The organism is Halomonas sediminis (assembly GCF_044871105.1).
GTDB classification, from domain to species: domain Bacteria; phylum Pseudomonadota; class Gammaproteobacteria; order Pseudomonadales; family Halomonadaceae; genus Vreelandella; species Vreelandella zhuhanensis.
On the sequence record NZ_CP085246.1, the window covers coordinates 498,504 to 514,491 of the forward strand.

General features: G+C 57.1%; 16 protein-coding genes. 7 read left to right on the plus strand and 9 right to left on the minus strand.

What is annotated here, in order from left to right; genetic code table 11:
• Positions 1-155: 155 nt before the first annotated feature.
• Positions 156-1,262 carry an RNA-guided endonuclease InsQ/TnpB family protein gene (locus LG290_RS02460; protein ID WP_499836101.1) on the plus strand — a complete coding sequence of 369 codons (1,107 nt, stop codon included), beginning with the start codon at positions 156-158 and terminating at the stop codon, positions 1,260-1,262.
• 105 nt (positions 1,263-1,367) lie between these two features.
• Here the strand turns inward: LG290_RS02460 and LG290_RS02465 are convergent, their stop codons facing one another.
• The 3 genes from LG290_RS02465 to LG290_RS02475 form a co-directional block, all read right to left on the minus strand.
• On the minus strand, positions 1,368-1,982 hold the full coding sequence (locus tag LG290_RS02465; protein WP_499836102.1) for a TIGR04282 family arsenosugar biosynthesis glycosyltransferase: 615 nt from the start codon (positions 1,980-1,982) through the stop codon (positions 1,368-1,370).
• Between the two features lie 222 nt (positions 1,983-2,204).
• Positions 2,205-2,999 (minus strand): sterol desaturase family protein, encoded by a 795-nt coding sequence (locus LG290_RS02470; protein ID WP_499836103.1) that lies wholly within the window; start codon positions 2,997-2,999, stop codon positions 2,205-2,207.
• A 14-nt stretch (positions 3,000-3,013) separates the two neighbouring features.
• A complete protein-coding gene (locus tag LG290_RS02475) occupies positions 3,014-3,673 on the minus strand; it encodes an ArsR/SmtB family transcription factor (protein WP_499836104.1) in 660 nt (219 codons plus the stop codon).
• 103 nt (positions 3,674-3,776) lie between these two features.
• Here LG290_RS02475 and LG290_RS02480 point away from each other — a divergent pair, with 103 nt between their 5' ends.
• The 4 genes from LG290_RS02480 (at position 3,777) to LG290_RS02495 (ending at position 7,112) form a co-directional block, all read left to right on the plus strand.
• Entirely contained in the window at positions 3,777-4,121 is a 345-nt protein-coding gene (locus tag LG290_RS02480) for a DsrE/DsrF/TusD sulfur relay family protein (protein ID WP_499836105.1), read from the plus strand.
• 168 nt (positions 4,122-4,289) lie between these two features.
• Positions 4,290-5,435: a cysteine desulfurase family protein gene (locus tag LG290_RS02485; protein WP_499836106.1), complete on the plus strand. Its 1,146-nt coding sequence runs from the start codon at positions 4,290-4,292 to the stop codon at positions 5,433-5,435.
• A gap of 218 nt (positions 5,436-5,653) precedes the next feature.
• The gene (locus LG290_RS02490; protein WP_499836107.1) at positions 5,654-6,985 is read left to right on the plus strand and encodes an MFS transporter; all 1,332 of its coding nucleotides are present in this window, start codon (positions 5,654-5,656) and stop codon (positions 6,983-6,985) included.
• A complete protein-coding gene (locus LG290_RS02495; protein WP_499836108.1) occupies positions 6,975-7,112 on the plus strand; it encodes a hypothetical protein in 138 nt (45 codons plus the stop codon). Before LG290_RS02490 ends, LG290_RS02495 begins: the two co-directional genes overlap by 11 nt.
• Positions 7,113-7,168: 56 nt before the next feature.
• On the opposite strand, the gene LG290_RS02500 is transcribed toward LG290_RS02495, so the two are convergent.
• Genes LG290_RS02500 through LG290_RS02520 form a run of 5 tightly spaced genes read right to left on the minus strand, consistent with a single transcriptional unit; the run spans position 7,169 to position 12,462 of the window.
• Positions 7,169-7,819 (minus strand): TIGR04283 family arsenosugar biosynthesis glycosyltransferase, encoded by a 651-nt coding sequence (locus LG290_RS02500; protein ID WP_499837005.1) that lies wholly within the window; start codon positions 7,817-7,819, stop codon positions 7,169-7,171.
• Positions 7,820-7,862: 43 nt separating this feature from the next.
• Positions 7,863-8,486: an ATP-binding cassette domain-containing protein gene (locus LG290_RS02505; RefSeq protein ID WP_499836109.1), complete on the minus strand. Its 624-nt coding sequence runs from the start codon at positions 8,484-8,486 to the stop codon at positions 7,863-7,865.
• Positions 8,483-10,165, minus strand: a complete 1,683-nt coding sequence (locus LG290_RS02510; RefSeq protein ID WP_499836110.1) for an ABC transporter permease — start codon at positions 10,163-10,165, stop codon at positions 8,483-8,485. Before LG290_RS02510 ends, LG290_RS02505 begins: the two co-directional genes overlap by 4 nt.
• A 42-nt stretch (positions 10,166-10,207) precedes the next feature.
• Entirely contained in the window at positions 10,208-11,422 is a 1,215-nt protein-coding gene (locus tag LG290_RS02515; RefSeq protein WP_499836111.1) for an ABC transporter substrate-binding protein, read from the minus strand.
• On the minus strand, positions 11,422-12,462 hold the full coding sequence (locus LG290_RS02520) for an aminoglycoside phosphotransferase family protein (RefSeq protein ID WP_499836112.1): 1,041 nt from the start codon (positions 12,460-12,462) through the stop codon (positions 11,422-11,424). Before LG290_RS02520 ends, LG290_RS02515 begins: the two co-directional genes overlap by 1 nt.
• 762 nt (positions 12,463-13,224) lie before the next feature.
• On the opposite strand from LG290_RS02520, the gene LG290_RS02525 reads away from it, so the two are divergent.
• Both LG290_RS02525 and LG290_RS02530 read left to right on the plus strand, forming a co-directional pair.
• Positions 13,225-13,455: a con-10 family general stress protein gene (locus LG290_RS02525; protein WP_499836113.1), complete on the plus strand. Its 231-nt coding sequence runs from the start codon at positions 13,225-13,227 to the stop codon at positions 13,453-13,455.
• A 43-nt stretch (positions 13,456-13,498) separates the two neighbouring features.
• A complete protein-coding gene (locus LG290_RS02530; RefSeq protein ID WP_160417512.1) occupies positions 13,499-13,702 on the plus strand; it encodes a hypothetical protein in 204 nt (67 codons plus the stop codon).
• 234 nt (positions 13,703-13,936) lie between these two features.
• Here LG290_RS02530 and LG290_RS02535 read toward each other — a convergent pair whose 3' ends face one another.
• Positions 13,937-15,979: a CocE/NonD family hydrolase gene (locus tag LG290_RS02535; protein ID WP_499836114.1), complete on the minus strand. Its 2,043-nt coding sequence runs from the start codon at positions 15,977-15,979 to the stop codon at positions 13,937-13,939.
• Positions 15,980-15,988 lie beyond the last annotated feature (9 nt).

The window sequence follows — 15,988 nt, forward strand, 5'->3', positions numbered from 1 at the left end:
TATCTCGTAGGAGGAATGAATAGCTAGGTCGCTGAAAACACGAAAACCTTACTAATTAGCGCGTAAAGCATCGCCCAGTCGGGCGGTGATGCAAGCGCGCACCGCGTAGCGGTGCCTCACTTGATACTGCCACTAACCCCTGATATTTTTCCAGTATGACAAAACGTGCCTACAAAGAACGCTTGTACCCCACCCCCGAGCAGTCTGTGCTGTTGGCACAGTCGTTCGGTTGTGTTCGTTTTATCTGGAACAATACATTGGCGTTTCGTACCGAGGCGTATCAGCAGCACGGCGAGTCAGTGTCTCACTCTGTCGCGGAAAAGCGCTTGGTGGACTTGAAAGCTGAGTATACTTGGCTGGGCGATGTGTCGAGCGTCATCCTGCAACAAACTCTGCGTGACCAGAAAGCCGCCTTCGACAACTTCTTCAACCCCAAACTCCAGGCACGCTATCCGCGCTTCAAGCGCAAGGATGGGCGGCAGTCGATCCGCTTGACGAAAGCGGCGTTTCGCTATCGTGATGGCGAGACCATTATCGCCAAGTCCAAGGTGCCGTTGCCGATCCGCTGGAGTAGGCCGCTACCCAGTGCGCCCTCAAGCATCACGATTTCGCAAGACCCTGCGGGCCGCTATTTCATCAGTTGCCTATGTGAGTTTGTCCCGGATGCCCTCCCGATCACGCCGAAGATGACCGGCATCGACCTGGGGCTCACTGACCTGTTCATCACCAGCGACGGTGCGAAATCCGGCACCCCGCGCCACTTGAAACGCTACGAAGCCAAGCTGGCCTACCTTCAGCGCCGGCTGGCCAAGAAGCAAAAAGGCTCGAAGAATCGGGCCAAACTGCGCCAGAAGGTGGCGCGGTGCCATGCCAAGATCGCGGACTGCCGCCGCGATGCGATCCATAAAGCAACCCGCACGCTCGTCAACGAAAACCAAGTGCTGTGTGTCGAGTCGCTGAACATCACCGGCATGGTCAAAAACCGCCATTTAGCCAAGGCCATCAGCGATGCCGGTTGGGGCGAGTTTGTCCGCCAGCTTGAGTACAAGGTTACCTGGGCAGGGCGGCAACTGGTGAAAGTGAGCCAGTGGTTCCCCAGCAGCAAGCTGTGTCATGGCTGTGGCCACAAGGTTGAAAAGTTGCCGCTGTTGCAGCGCCATTGGCACTGTGAAGGCTGTGGCCAAGCGATTGACCGCGACGTTAACGCGGCCAAGAATATCCTAACCGCCGGACTGGCGGGGCTCGCCTGTGGAGCGACTTGAGCGGGGGCAGCGGCCTAGCCGTTGTCTAGTGAAGGCGCGTCGAAGCAGGAAGGTTCTCGGGGTGACCCAAGAACCCACGCCCAAAGCGCGGCGGGCGGGGGAGTGTCAGAGCAGCGGTAGGTTAAGTGCTTGCCAGCGCGCCCAGTCTTCCGGGCGGTCGATATCCCAGAGGGTGGCCGGGCAGGCAAGCGATAGCCCCAGTTGCTGGATGCGTTGTTGAGTCATCGCCATGACGTGAGCGCTTCCCCAGGCGATTTCCCTGAACAGCTCCGGCTGGGGATGGGTCATGCCGATCAACCCATAACCGCCGTCTTCGGCGGGTAATATCACTACGTCATGGTCGGCGAGTGCTTGGCCACAGTGCCGCAGCAGCGCGGGGCTAATCAGCGGGCAATCGCTGCCCATCAGCAATGTCGGCCCTGGCGCGCAGCCTAGCGCATGCAACATCCGCGCACCCAAATCGCCTTCCGGCTGGGGCGCCAGACTTATGGCGTATTGCGCTTGTAGCTCGATGAACAAAGGATGAGCGTGATCCAGCGCCGTCCAGAGGGTGATTTGCGAGGCTGCAAGCGCCTGACAGGCGGTGGCCACGCTATGTCGCACCAGGTCGGCATGAATCTGGGCGGCGCGTTGTGCCCCCACGCCTGGAATCAAGCGCGTCTTGGACTGGCCGGGCAGCGGCGCCTTGGCCAGAATTCCCAACTGAATGTCAGCGTGCATGACTTAAGTCCACTTGGTAACATGTTACATGTATCTAACTGTCTGTTTTACAATGCATAGACTGCAGATAACACTTTTCAATATTTGGGTATCCAGATTAAGTGGCGTATCCGGTCTTTTACCAACACATTGTCACACTTTGCTCTCTCCGTATTTTCTGGTTGGCAGGAAAGGGGGAGTGGTGGCCTCAAAGCCGCTGTCGCTTAATGTCCCGAGGAGGGATCACAAAGGGCTGGAGAAGCATACGATCCAGTCGTAGGTCCGCGACTTCCTGAAGTCCTCAATGCCGATTGTCATGTTGAGATGCCCGGCGGCTGGTTGGTCTCTATAGGTGCCGAACAACCGATCCCACCAAGACACGCTGAAGCCGAAGTTGCTGTCGGTTTCCCGACGGACGATGGAGTGGTGGACGCGGTGCATGTCTGGGGTAACCACGAGAAGGCGCAGTCGGCGATCAAGCCAATTGGGCAGGCGGACATTGCCGTGATTGAACATCGAGGTGGCATTCAGCAACATCTCGAAGATCAGCACTGCTAGAGCAGGGGCCCCGAGCAACGCCACGACAACGAGCTTGATGCCCATCGACACCAGGATTTCCAAGGGGTGAAAGCGCAGTCCTGTAGTGACATCGAACTCCAGATCCGCATGGTGCATGCGATGCAGCCGCCAGAGCCAGGGAACCGCATGGAAGAGGCGGTGTTGAAAATAGATGGCCAGGTCCAGTACGACCACGGAAACGATCAAGGCCAGCCACATCGGGGCAGCGATCATGTTAAAGAGGCCCCACCCCCGTTCAGCAGCGACCAGGGAGGCACCGACGGCAGCCAGCGGGAAGACCAGACGAACCACCAAGGTGTCGAGAGCGACGATCGCCAGGTTGCTTGGCCAGCGCTGGCGACGCTGAATGCGCTGGGGCCGACGCCTGGCGGCGATTTCCCACAGCGCCATTGCCAGCAGGACGAAGGCGAAGACGGCCCCACGAATCAGCGGCTCATTCGCCAGGAAGATATCGGACATGGTGGTGCCTTCTATTACGACGCTACGGGTAGGCCCGCCGCTTTCCATTCCGGATAGCCTTCTTGGAAGCGTCGAACTCGGTAGCCGAGTTGCCGCAGGCGCTGCACGGCCTCATGCGACAGGACGCAATAGGGACCCCGGCAATAGGCGACGATTTCCCGATCCTGGGGCAACTTGTCCAGCATGTTCTCCAGCTGCGCCAAGGGTATGTTGATCGCCTTGGGCAGGTGGCCTGCCTCAAACTCCTCCTCGGGACGCACGTCTAGCAGTGCCACCTTGCCGCTAGAAAGCCCAGCTAGAAGCTCGTCCCGACTGACCGCCTCCAAAGCGCCATTGGCGTCCTCATCTGCAAACAGCTGACCGACCAGGCGCTCCATCTCGGCCAAATTCGTCTCGGCTACCTGCCTGAGCAGGCTCAGCAATGTGACAATCCGTTCGTCGGTCAGGCGATAGATCATCTGCTTGCCGGAGCGGTGGGCGGTAACAAGACCCGCTCGCCGCAGGTGTTGAAGGTGCTGAGAGGCATTACCGATGGTCAGATTGGCGGTGTTGGCCAAGGTCTCCACCGAGGTCTCAACTTGGGCCAGGCGCTCCAGCAATGCCAGTCGGTGACCGTTACCTAGGGCACGGGCAACCTGGGCCAGCGTATCAAGAAGATCCTGCTGCGAGGTCATTATCTGTCTCCGAAAAGTGCAAGGTAGCATCGTGCCACTTGACAAATATAGTTAATCTTACAATCATTCTATCAATTCATTGAATGATGGCAAGGAGAAGGCCATGCATACCCTGATCATCATTAACGATCCACCCTATGGTACCGAACGCCTTTACAATGGCTTGCGGCTGGCCCATGCCTTGCTCAAACGAGACGGAGAGGTGACGGTCTTTCTGATGGGCGATGCTGTGTCGGGCGCCAAGAGCGGCCAGAAGACGCCGGATGGCTTTTACAACACTGAACGCATGATCAAGCGTGTCACGACTAAGGGGCAGGTGCTGTTGTGCGGCACCTGCATGGACGCTCGCGGCCTCACTGATGACGAGGTAGTGAAAGGCGCCGAACGCAGCACCATGGACGCCCTGGCCGAGGCTACCGAGCAGGCCGACCAGGTGCTGGTCTTCTGAATCTAGCCAGAATCACCCTCACCTGAACCGCCAGCCAAGGAGCGCTACCGATGTCGACACTGCCCCGTGAAAAGCCCAACGTGGCCACCCTCTGGCTCCGATTGAACAGCACTTCACAATCTGCGGGCCAAGTCTCAAGCCTGCATGAACAATAAGGGCGCTTCCGCCATGTCAGTTCCTGTCTATCTGGATCATAACGCCACCACGCCAGTGGCCTCGGAAGTGGCCGAGGCGATGACCATCGCGTTGCGGAAAAGCTTCGGAAATCCGTCGTCTGCCTATCCGCTGGGCCAAGCGGCGGTAGAGCAGGTCGCGGTAGCACGAAATGCCGTCGCATCACTTATCGGCGCAAAGGCCGAGAACCTGGTGTTCACTGGCTGTGCCACCGAGGCCAACAACCCAGCCCTGCTGGGTGTGGCCAGTGCCTGTACCCCCAACAAACGACATCTGGTGATCAGTGCCGTCGAGCATCCGGCTGTCATGGCACCGGCTCGACAGCTGGCGGCTCAGGGATGGAGCCTGACCATCGTGCCTGTCGACGAAGCGGGACGGGTCTCTGTCGAGGCCGTTGTTGACGCAGTGCGTCCGGACACGGCCTTGGTCTCGATCATGTTGGCCAACAACGAGGTCGGCACTCTTCAACCTGTCGCTGACATTGCCAAGCAGCTCGATAACCATGACGTCTTGCTACACACCGATGCCGCCCAAGCCGTAGGCAAGATCGCCGTCGATGTCGAGGCACTGGGTATTGATTTGCTGACAATCGCCGGTCACAAATTCCAGGCGAGCAAGGGAATCGGTGCCCTCTACGTGCGTCAGGGTATCCCGATACGGCAGATCCTGTTTGGTGCTAACCATGAACGCGGGCTGCGTCCCGGTACCGAAAACGTACCGGCTATCATCGGCCTGGGCGTGGCTGCCGAGCTGGCTGCAAAGCGTCTGGCGCAAGCCAAGACCGCTATGCGTGATCGCCGAGACCAATTGCATCAACTGCTGAGCGCTTCCATCCCCGGCCTGAGCCTCAATGGCCATTTTGAGGCTCGCTTACCCAACACCTTGAACGTGTCGTTTCCGTATGTCAGCGGCCAGGCATTGCTCAATGCCGCCAGCGATACGGTGATGGCCTCGGTGGGCTCGGCGTGCCATGCCGGGGAATCTGCCCCCAGTGGTGTGTTGGGGGCGATGGGACTCGATACGCAACGTGCGCTCGGTGCCGTGCGCCTGTCGGTGGGTTGGGACACCACGCAGGATGAGATCGCGGCCGCCGCCGCTGCGCTGGTTCACGCTTGGCGGCGTCTCGCCTATGATGCTTAAGCACCTTGATCACGCTGCAATGGTGACGTCTGATCGTAGGCAGCGGCGCCTAGCTGGCCAGGTCTGCCACGACCAGCAGAAAGGCGCCGCTGATTCAGGAGGCCAAGCGCAACACGCCGACGAGCGACTGACCATTTCCCTCACCGCCTGACGCTCGTCATCGACAAAACACAGCGCGGTAATCGATAACAGCCCAACCCAGTGCCAGAGAGATGATTATGTCACCATCAAATCCCTCCCATGAACACTATACGCATGGCATCCGCGAGAACCTCCACCAATTCAGCCATCAACTGGGGCAGGTCTTTCTGGTTGGCCTGACCATCGGGATGATGCGTACCGTGGTCCCGGCGCTCGCCGAGTCAGAGTTTGGCGTCGCCGAGGGGTCTTTCATGATGCTCACGGCCTTCGTGGTCGTCTTCGGCTTCGTCAAGGGCACCCTCAACTTCGTGGCCGGGCGGCTCGCTGAACGTATCGGGCGAAAGAGAGTCCTGCTGCTGGGCTGGCTGTCGGCCATCCCGATTCCGCTCATGATCCTGTATGCCCCGTCATGGAGCTGGATCGTCGCCGCCACCGTGCTGCTGGGTATCAATCAGGGCCTGTGCTGGTCAATGACCCAGACCGCCAAGATGGATATTACCCGAGCAGACGAGCGCGGCTTTACCATGGGCATGAATGAGTTCTCGGGCTATGTGGGGGTGGCCGTGGCGGGGATCGTCACCGGCTACCTGGCCATCGGCCTTGGACCGCGCTTGGGGTTGTTCGTCTTCGGTGTCGCGGTCATCGCACTGGCCATCCTGCTGACCCTGACCTCGATTCGCGAGACTCACGGCTGGGCCAAGGCCGAAAGCGCCCGACACGCGAGCGGCACCCTGGCTGGCCCCAAAGCGCGGATTCCTAAGCACGTCTCTGACAATCCCACCACAGGCGAGATGTTCGCGCTGATGAGTTGGGGCGACAAGCGCATGGCCGCCTTCAGCCAGGCGGGGATGGTCGAGAAGTTCGTCGATGCCCTGGTCTGGGTCTTCTACCCGGTATTTCTTTACCAGCAGGGGCTGGGCCTAGGTGCCATTGGCTGGGTAGTCGGTGTCTACGGCTTTGTCTGGGGTGGCTCGCAATTCGTGACCGGACGGCTATCGGATCACATTGGCCGACTCAAGCTGATCATCTGGGGCATGTGGATTTGCGGCGGCGGCGTGGCGCTGATGCTGCTGGGCACCGGCGTGATCTGGTGGTCCTTTTCCGCAGCTGTAACAGGGCTGGGGATGGCACTGCTCTACCCGAACCTTAGCGCGGCGGTGGCCGACATCTCCCACCCCAACTGGCGCAGCTCCGCCATCGGGATTTATCGCTTCTGGCGTGATCTGGGCTATGGTATTGGGGCCCTGGGTTTCGGCCTGGTGGCTCATCTGTCGGGCGCGGTCACGGGTGGCTTCTGGTTCGTCGCCATCGCCATGTTCCTCTCGGGCGCCCTCGTCATGCTATGGGGGGAAGAGACCCACCCTCGATTGAACCCTGCGCCAAGTGCGAGAGCTGTTGATGGGCGATGACCTCATGGTGTCCGGTGGTAGTGAAATCATGTACACGCAAGACAGAAAGTGGCTGGTCAATGAAGTGGATGCGCTGATCGACCAGCATGGTTTCGATACTCTCGCGAAGGACATTCTTAGCGACTGAAACTTCGCCGAACCCGAAAAGAACTACGGCGTCGATCTATCACCAGGTAATCTAGTCTACTTATCATAGCGGTACTCCTTTGCCAGACGCTCGGCGGGCTCGCCACGCCAGTAGCGGTAACGCAGTCGCCACATCAGTAAAATGGTCTTCCAGGCGCCATGCTTATCCCATCGCCTTCCGGCACTGGTGACTTTCTGCTCCAGGCAGGCGGGTCTTGAAAGCCGCTTGAGCCTGCGTGATATCTCGATATCCTCCATCAGCGGCTGGTCGGGAAACCCGCCGACCCGCTCAAAGGCATTTCGGGTCATGAACATCGCCTGGTCGCCGGTGGCAATCCCGGTGAGCCGCGAACGCCGGTTCATCATGGCGCTGATCATGGGTAGCATGGAACTGGCACCGCTCAAATGAATATCGAATCGCCCCCACACTCTATTGCCCGCTCGACTGTCGCCCAATGCCTGGCAAAGCGCTGATAGCGCATCTTCAGGCAGGCGTGTATCGGCGTGCAGAAACAGCAACCACTCACCGCTGGCTGCGTAAGCCCCGAGATTCATCTGCCGCGTGCGGCCAACGGGGCCTTCCAGCACCTGATCGGCAAGCGGCTGAGCAAGGGTAAGGGTGGCATCCTGACTGCCGCCATCCACCACGATGACTTCCACGCCGCTGTGTCGCAGCGGAACAAGCGCTTCGAGTGTTGCAGCGAGCATGCCTGCCTCGTTCAAGACGGGAATCACGATGCTCAGGTGATGTTCAGAGTTCAATCAGTGGTCCTCCCGCTGCCTGGGCGTCTTCCTGATCATGGGTGACCAATAGGCTGGGCAGGCCCGCTTCACGCAGCTGGCTGAATACCAGGTCGCGCATTTCCCTACGCAGGGTGGTATCCAGCTTGGAAAAAGGTTCATCCAGCAGTACTGCACAGGGTTTGGAAAGCAACAGGCGCATCAAGGCGACACGCGACTTCTGGCCCCCGGAAAGGGTGGCCGGGTCGCGATTGCCGAAGCCGCTCAGGTTGATCTGTTCAAGCGCCCGCTCAATGCACTCGGCCTTGTTCGGTGTACGTTGCGGCAGGCCGAATCCCAGGTTGCCGGCCACGCTCAAGTGCGGGAATAACAATGGGTCCTGAAACAGCAGCCCGACCCCGCGAGACTCCGCCGGCAAATGGGTGATGTCGCGATTTCCCAGCCATATTTCCCCTTCGGCTTGAAAGGTGGGCGACAGGAAGCCTGCCACATAAGCCAGAAGCGTGGACTTGCCCGAGCCGGAAGGGCCCATCACGGTGAATACCTCGCCTGGAGGGATGATTTGATCCACGCCGACCAGACAGCGGTTTTCCAGTTGGATGCGTACCTGTTTCAAGATCAATGAATCGTTCAAGGCGCACCTCGCATGCCGCTTCGATTGGCCCACAGCAAGCGGGGCAGGCCGATTGCTAGCATGAAGCCGATTAACGGGAGCACAGCCTGCACCAGTGCCCAGACGCCGATCAAGCGACGGTTGCCGCCTGAGGCGAGCGACACCGCCTCGGTGGTAATCGTCGTGACACGCCCGCCGCCGAGTAGTTGCGTAGGCAGATACTGGCCGATGCTTATGGCGAGACCCACGGCCACGGCGGTGAGAATCGGGGCCAGCAGCAACGGTAGGCGCACTTGAAAGAAGGTGCGCAGTCGGGAAACGCCCAAGGTGCGCGAAAGCTGAAACCAGCGCGGATCGAGACGCCGGTACGCTTCGGCAAGCGATAGGTAAAGGTAGGGCAGAACGAAGAGTAAATGTCCGGCTACCACAAGCCCTAGCTGCGGGCGTATCCCCAGGCTTTCCGCCGCCACCACCAACCCGAACAGAAAGGCGATCTGAGGCATGATCAACGGCAGATAAAGTAGCCACAGGGCGCGTGAAGGCAGGATCTGTCGCCGGTATTCATTTTCCAGCGTGGCGAGTACCAGCACCAGGGCGACCAAGGTGGAAGCGCAGGCGATGGCCGCTGTCGTGATCAAGGGGGATTGCAAGGACGGCAAGGCACGCAACCAATGCACAACCACAAAATCTTGCGGCAATGCTTCGGGAAAGCGCCAGAAGCCGGCAAAGGAGAACAGAGCCAGGCCGCCGATCGCGGCAAAGGCGGTCAGCGTGGTCAGCAGAATCAACCCACGGCCTGCAATGCGCAGGGGGAGCTCGCCGCCTCTGCGGTTGCCACGCTCGATCCAGTGCTGCATCGAGCGGCGAGCCAGGGTTTCCAGCCCCCACCAGGTCGCCAGGGCGGCGAGGGTGACGCCCAGTTGCAGCACTGCCCCTGCCGAGGCCATGAAGCGGCGGGTCAAGTCCGGGTCGTGAAACCATTGCAAGACCGATACGCTGAGCGTGGAGGGCAGGGTCGGCCCCAGAATTATCGCCATATCGACAACCGAGGACGCATAGGCGATCACCGCATAAACCGGCAGGCGAATCAGCGGATAGAGCGCCGGCAACACCGCCTTGAACCAGGCAATCGTGGGTCGATAGCCCAGTGAACGGGCCATCATGATTCGCTGCTCCGGGTTCAGTTGAGGCAGGGCGGCCAAGCTCATCAGCAGCAGAAAGGGTATCTCTTTCAGAACGAGCCCTGCCATGAGCGAAAGCCCCCAGGCATCGTTGACGATCAATAAATCCGGCGGACGCTCCCAGCCGGTCAGCGCCGGCGAGATAAAGCGTGAAATCAGCCCCGAAGGCGCGATCAGAAATGCCAGCCCAAACGCCGTGGCGGCGTGGGGGATCGATAATAATGGCGATACCAGGCGCCGAATCGCACGGTCCAGTCGTGAGCCGCTGGCGGCGGCTAGAAACAGCACCACGATACTCAATGACACAATCGTGGTGAGAAGCCCGGTGGAGAAACTCACCCACACCGAGCGCCACAGTCCCGGCTGGGCGAAGAGTTCATACCATGGCGTCAGGCTCAGGGTCTCGCCACCGAGCACCGGTAGATAACCGAAGGCGGGAAGCAGCATCATGGCGAGCCCTGCCATTACTGGGCCGACCAGCAACGTCATGGTAATGGCGGGGGCGAGCCTTACCAGCATGAGGGCGTCCGAACGGCGTTATGGCATGTATTGGGGCTATTCTCAATTGCCCACATAGCGCTCTTGCCAAGCGTTCTGCAAGGCGGTCATCCAGCTTGGGTGTGGCTCGGGCAAGGTGTTGGCCAATGCCTCCGGCGCCAGCATGGCAGGGTTGTTCTCATCGATGGCGAAGCGTTCCCGTTCACTCGCGTCCAGGGTGCTCATGTCGAGGATGGTGCGGTCCCCCCATACATCAATATCCTGTTTATAGGCTTGAGCTTCAGGCGAAAGCAGGAAATTAGCCAGCAGCATGGCACCTGCCTTGTGTGGCGAGTTGTAGGGAATGGCGACGAAATGCACATTGCCCAGCGTGCCTCCTTCAAGCACATAACTGCGCGTGCTTTCGGGCAGTTCATAGCCGGCAACGGCGGCAGCGGGTTGGGAAGGGTAGAAAGTAAACGCCAGTGACAGCTCACCATTGCTCATCAAGGTGCGCAGGGTGGGCCCTGCATCGGGAAAGGCGCGCCCACTGCGCCAGAGGTATGGGTGCAACTCGTCCAGATAAGCCCAGAGCGGCGCCGTGACAGCCTGGAAATCGCTCTCTTCCATTGGCGCATAGAGGGCGTCGGGATTATCACTGAGTTCGATCAATGCCTGTTTGAGAAAAGTACTGCCGGTGAAGTCGGGAATGCGTGGGTAAGTGAAATCACCGGGGTTGGCTTCAGCCCAGTCGAGGAGTTCGGCCATGTCGGTAGGCGGTGTCTCGATACGCTCGCTGTCGTAATAAAACGTGATCTGGGCCTTGCCCCAGGGCGACTCGTAGCCTTGCGTGGGCAAGGTGAAGTCGGTGACTACCTCGGGGTTGGCATCGGCGTTGGTCAGCGTGAAGTTGGGTAGCGATTCCGCGAAAGGCCCGTACAGCAAGTCGTTCTCACGCATGGCGGCGAAATTTTCGCCATTGATCCAGATGAGACCCACGCTGCCGTCAGCGTCATTGCCCGCCTGCTTTTCCGCCAGTACGCGCGAGACGGCGCGGCTGGTGTCATTGAGTTTCACGTGACGTACATCGACATCGTGTTCACGCTGCATTTGCTCGGCGACCCACTCGATATAGCGATTGGTATGGGTGTCGCCACCCCAGGCATTCCAGTAGACGGTCTGGCCTTGCGCTTGTTCAAGCACGGCGTTCCAGTCGCTGGGGTCGGCGGCACTTGCGCTATGCGCGGGCAGGGCGAACAGCAAGGCAAGGGCTGCAAACGGCAAAGTGGGCATGGACATCAAAAGGTTCCTTTCAATTGTTCAAATTCATTTTGCACGTGAACGATGGCGTCTTGTGACAAGTAATGATCGACCCGATCACGTACATGGGTAATCAAGTTGTCGTCGCTCAATTCGAATGACCAATCCTCGCCGCGTTGGCGAGCGTCGCGGGTTTCCAGATGGCTAGCTCGCCATTTGGCACACCAGGTCAATGACCACAGCCAGGTGGCGCGACGACAAGCCAGAAGCGTCTCGGCGCTGACGCTTTCAGGCATGGCCGCTTGCCAGCCTCGATAAAAAGCCAGCACCTGCTCGCTATCCAGTATGGCGCGGTTGGTGATGTCCCAGGTGGTCGAGGTGTAAAGGCTGGTATGGGCCAGATCGATACCCGGCAGGCCATAGCGACATTTCTCCAAGTCTACCAGGATGGCGCGGTTATCCGGGGTCACCAGAAAATTACCGGGATGGGTATCGAAGCTTATCAGCGAGGGGCTGGCCTCCTCGAGGCCTTTCGGCAGGGCGGCAAGCTCGGCCTGGATTGCCCGGATAACCTCGCGGGGAAGACAGGCCGATTCCAGCCATCTTGCTTGAACTTCCACTTCATTGCGCATGGCGCCCCAAGGGTCGGCGGGTGCGAGTAACGGCATACGCTGCGCTCGGGGAGGAAGTGGCAGACTGTGCAGGCTCGCCAATGCCTTGGCAATCAATGCAAGGTCTTGCGGGAGACGCGCCAGGCGTCCATCGATGGCTTCCACCAACAGCGCACCACGTGGCAGCGACTCACTGGGTGCAAGCATTCCATGAAAATGCGGGGTATGCCCACCCTGGCTGGTGCGCTGATAGCAGGCCGCTTGATAGTCGAGATTGGCCTGGGGGGGCAGGTTCATCTGGCTCTGCTTGGGCAGGCGTGCCACCCAGTCGGCACCTTCTCGGGAAATCCATATGTGGTCATGGGCCAGGCCGGTGTCGGGCATGGGGTCAAGGTTATGGAACGCAATGCCCGCCTGGTGAAGCTCGGCCGCCAGCGCATTGAGGCGTGTCTCTGAAAGTGTCGGCATAGAAACGTCTGTTGTCCGTGAAAAGCGGGCTGTCTTGAGTCTTCAAGAAAGGCTGCTTGAAAAACTTGGTTTAGAAAATCTTTCTTGCAGACCCTTGTGCCGGAAAAGGCTTGGCATACTTGGGTGTCGCTGCATGGCAAGACCTTACACTGCCGGGACAGGAAAATTTCGTCAAAAATTTTTGGGTGCCGGGTAGCGCCTTCTTGACAGTGAGGCGAGACTTGCCAGGGACACCATTCCTTCTGCTTTTGGCCTTCTCTTGATCGCATGGAAGGTGACATTGGCTCATGCTCACGGATTATGCCTTTCGTTATTGTCTTTAAGCATTAAGTAGTTCTGATGTTTAAATGTGTGGTCAATGCATTCGTGAATGTTACTTTAGTAAATAAATTTTATTTTATTTTTAAGCGTATGTTTTTCTGGTATTTATTAGAATTTTTAACGTAAGTTGTTTTTTATGTTTTATAAGACGGAAAAATGATGAGATTTTTATTTGTTATTCAGTAGCCTAGGAGAGTGCTGGAAATGTCCGATTAACCTTGATCAATAAAAAATATAATATTTTACTATTAGTTTGAAAATTTGCTTACTTTGGTTAACAATAATAAGTTTGAAGCTGTCTAGCTGGCTACCTATGTTTATACTGCTAGTTCAAAAATAGACGTTAGTAGAAGCTGGTTGCCGAAGCTATCAAAGGAAGAGCAAGAGGAGTTAGTGACATAGCTATTAATGGCATAACTCTAAACTCTAAGGAGATTCGAAATGGCACAGCAAAACAATCCTGGCAATTTCGCCAATGATCCCGAGAAAGCTTCTGAAGCAGGCCAGAAAGGTGGTCAGCATAGCGGCGGCAATTTCGCCAATGACCCTGAAAAGGCTTCCGAAGCGGGTAAGAAAGGTGGTCAGCATAGCGGTGGCAACTTCGCCAATGACCCCGTAAAGGCTTCTGAAGCAGGTAAAAAAGGCGGCCAGAAGAGCGGCGGACAGCACTGATATTGTCTGCTTGACGTCTCGTATCTTACAGAGGAGGTAATGCATGGCCAGTCCTGTAAAAGACAAAGATTTCGATTTGATCAGTACGCTATATCATGCCTTGCAAGGGGCGGAACTTAGCGAACAGTATGCCTCTGATGCACAAATAGAGTCTGATCAGGAAAATCACGAGTTCTTTACCAAGGTGGCAAAGGATTATGCCAATATCGCACAAGAAGCGAAAAGATTGGTAAAGGATAGGCTCTAGTCTAGATGTGTTTGATCAAAACATGGTGCCAAGGAGGGCAAGCCGTCTAGGAAGCTCGGTAATAAAGGAATAAAATCCCAGGATGGGGTTGCAGAGTAAAGGAATGATAATTCAAGGAAGATGCTCGCTAAGGAAAGCGAGAGATCAGAGGAGTATCAGGGTAGACGCAGCTGTCAGAGAGTATGTTTTCTCTGACAGCTTTCTTAGGGCTACCCCTTCTGCTGTTGTCGTTTTCTAGATGTTGTCACGGGGAATTACTTTCTCCCAGTTTTTAGAAAAAACCCTATAATCGTCTTCATAAGCATCAAGTTGGGCATGAATATAAAAATTTTCGCTCGTACAGCTTAATATCGTACGGGTATAGACTTCCGCATTCCAATCTTCACGCCAAAAGACTCTCTCTGTATAGGTTTCACCCCGCGCTGAGCTGAAGTTTTCGTCCTCTGTGGAGTACCATTCGCGGGTGCTACGATGAATTTCCGTGCCTATATCATCGATACGAAAATTACCCTGGTCATTGACCACTTCCAAAGTGGACGTTTTTTCAGCAAGGTCACGATGGAACAACCAGTTATGCTCGCTCGATTGCAGAGTCGTGGTGGAAATCGGCTGCCCACCTTCTGGTTCAGCGAATTCCACCAAGGATTCGTCCTCTTTTCTTGGAGGCCGTATGGGTAACGTTAAGGTGCTGCTTTCGGGATAGATGTTAAGTTTGACCTGTTCGGGAGGAAGCCATGCCAAGGGCCAATAAGAGGTGGAGACCGACACTCTTAGTTGATGACCGACCGGGAAGCGTTGGGCTATTCCATTCAAGGAAACGTTGACGCGATAGCGGTGATGCGGTGTCATCGGTTGAGGGTCGGAGTCGCTGTCACGGTGCGATAAATTGAGCAGCCCATAGGTGACGCGGGTGGCTGTTCCGCTAGGCGCGACATCGGAAAGACGAACCGCCACCATACCTTGAGGTTTGTCCGCGGAAAGTTCCAGCGTCAGCGATGGCATACCGAATATTTCGAGGGGTTCTTCAAGAGGTGCGCTAGTAAAGACAAGCGCCCCCCCATCTTCTTCCCGCTGATCGCCCGGTAAATCAGGGGTAGCAGCATAAGAACACCATTTTCCGGCAAATTGTCCTACGCTCAATGGGGATTGCACCGTCAGTATTTTTTCTTGTGGACCTTCTTTTCCAAGGGCGACGTGGCTTTCACAGCGTGTCAGGGTAGCGTCCCCCAAGGTGTAGTTCGTCTCGTGAATATTAGTCGAGGGCCAGCCGGGCTCACTAATCCACCTGCCTGGACGTTCTTCATATGACGTATCGGGAGGAATACTATCCTGCAGCCAGGCACGTAGCGGTGGCTCCTCCATGATGCCGTTCTCTTTTCCCTTCAGCCAATAGTCCCACCATCTCAACGCTTCCTGGAGAAAACCAATAGCCGGACCGGGTATTCCTTGGTGAGGGTATTTGTGTCCCCAAGGGCCAATAAGCCCTTTGCGGGGCACTTCCAGGTGTTCAAGCAAGCGCAAGACGGTATTGGTGAAGCCGTCGGCCCAGCCACCAATGGCATATACCGGGCATTGAATGGCATCGTAATGCTCACAAAGGGAGGCGCTCGACCAATAATCATTACGCCGCTGATTTTTCAGCCAGGATTCAAGCCATAAACCGCTGGATTCCATCCGCTCGAACCACATGTCGCGCCACCGGTCTCCGACGATATGCGGGTCGGGTGGGAGAGAGTTGAAAGCGAACATGACCGTCGCTTCGGATAAGTTATCGCCGAGAAGACAGCCTCCCATGTAATGCATGTTATCCGCATATAGATCGTCGCTGGAGCAGATACTGATAATCGCTTTTAACTCGGGTGGTTGCTTCGCCGCTACTTGCAGGCTATTGAAGCCGCCCCAGGAAATGCCCATCATCCCGACATTTCCGTTGCACCAAGGCTGCTTGGCGAGCCAGGCGATCGCATCCACCCCGTCCTCTCTTTCCTGCAAGGTATATTCATCCGTGACGATGCCGTCCGAGTCGCCACTGCCACGAAGATCCACCCTGACGCATACATAGCCATGGCCTGCCATATAGCTATGGTTAGTGGCATCCCGAGCTCGGGTAACGTCCCGCTTACGGTAGGGGATATATTCCATTATCGCCGGTAATGGTTCAGCCTGGGCGTTTTCCGGCAACCATATGCGTGCAGCGAGCTGTGCGCCATCCCGCATGGGGATAAAGACGTTTTCTATGATTTCCGTCTTATAGGGATAGGAAGAAACAATCTTCATTATGCCTCC

What these genes read in the sequence shown, in the direction of transcription:
- LG290_RS02460 (WP_499836101.1), top strand. Translation starts at nt 156, where the DNA reads ATGACAAAACGTGCCTACAAAGAACGCTTGTACCCCACCCCCGAGCAG.
- LG290_RS02465 (WP_499836102.1), bottom strand. Translation starts at nt 1,982, where the DNA reads ATGCACGCTGACATTCAGTTGGGAATTCTGGCCAAGGCGCCGCTGCCC.
- LG290_RS02470 (WP_499836103.1), bottom strand. Translation starts at nt 2,999, where the DNA reads ATGTCCGATATCTTCCTGGCGAATGAGCCGCTGATTCGTGGGGCCGTC.
- LG290_RS02475 (WP_499836104.1), bottom strand. Translation starts at nt 3,673, where the DNA reads ATGACCTCGCAGCAGGATCTTCTTGATACGCTGGCCCAGGTTGCCCGT.
- LG290_RS02480 (WP_499836105.1), top strand. Translation starts at nt 3,777, where the DNA reads ATGCATACCCTGATCATCATTAACGATCCACCCTATGGTACCGAACGC.
- LG290_RS02485 (WP_499836106.1), top strand. Translation starts at nt 4,290, where the DNA reads ATGTCAGTTCCTGTCTATCTGGATCATAACGCCACCACGCCAGTGGCC.
- LG290_RS02490 (WP_499836107.1), top strand. Translation starts at nt 5,654, where the DNA reads ATGTCACCATCAAATCCCTCCCATGAACACTATACGCATGGCATCCGC.
- LG290_RS02495 (WP_499836108.1), top strand. Translation starts at nt 6,975, where the DNA reads ATGGGCGATGACCTCATGGTGTCCGGTGGTAGTGAAATCATGTACACG.
- LG290_RS02500 (WP_499837005.1), bottom strand. Translation starts at nt 7,819, where the DNA reads ATGCTCGCTGCAACACTCGAAGCGCTTGTTCCGCTGCGACACAGCGGC.
- LG290_RS02510 (WP_499836110.1), bottom strand. Translation starts at nt 10,165, where the DNA reads ATGCTGGTAAGGCTCGCCCCCGCCATTACCATGACGTTGCTGGTCGGC.
- LG290_RS02515 (WP_499836111.1), bottom strand. Translation starts at nt 11,422, where the DNA reads ATGTCCATGCCCACTTTGCCGTTTGCAGCCCTTGCCTTGCTGTTCGCC.
- LG290_RS02520 (WP_499836112.1), bottom strand. Translation starts at nt 12,462, where the DNA reads ATGCCGACACTTTCAGAGACACGCCTCAATGCGCTGGCGGCCGAGCTT.
- LG290_RS02525 (WP_499836113.1), top strand. Translation starts at nt 13,225, where the DNA reads ATGGCACAGCAAAACAATCCTGGCAATTTCGCCAATGATCCCGAGAAA.
- LG290_RS02530 (WP_160417512.1), top strand. Translation starts at nt 13,499, where the DNA reads ATGGCCAGTCCTGTAAAAGACAAAGATTTCGATTTGATCAGTACGCTA.
- LG290_RS02535 (WP_499836114.1), bottom strand. Translation starts at nt 15,979, where the DNA reads ATGAAGATTGTTTCTTCCTATCCCTATAAGACGGAAATCATAGAAAAC.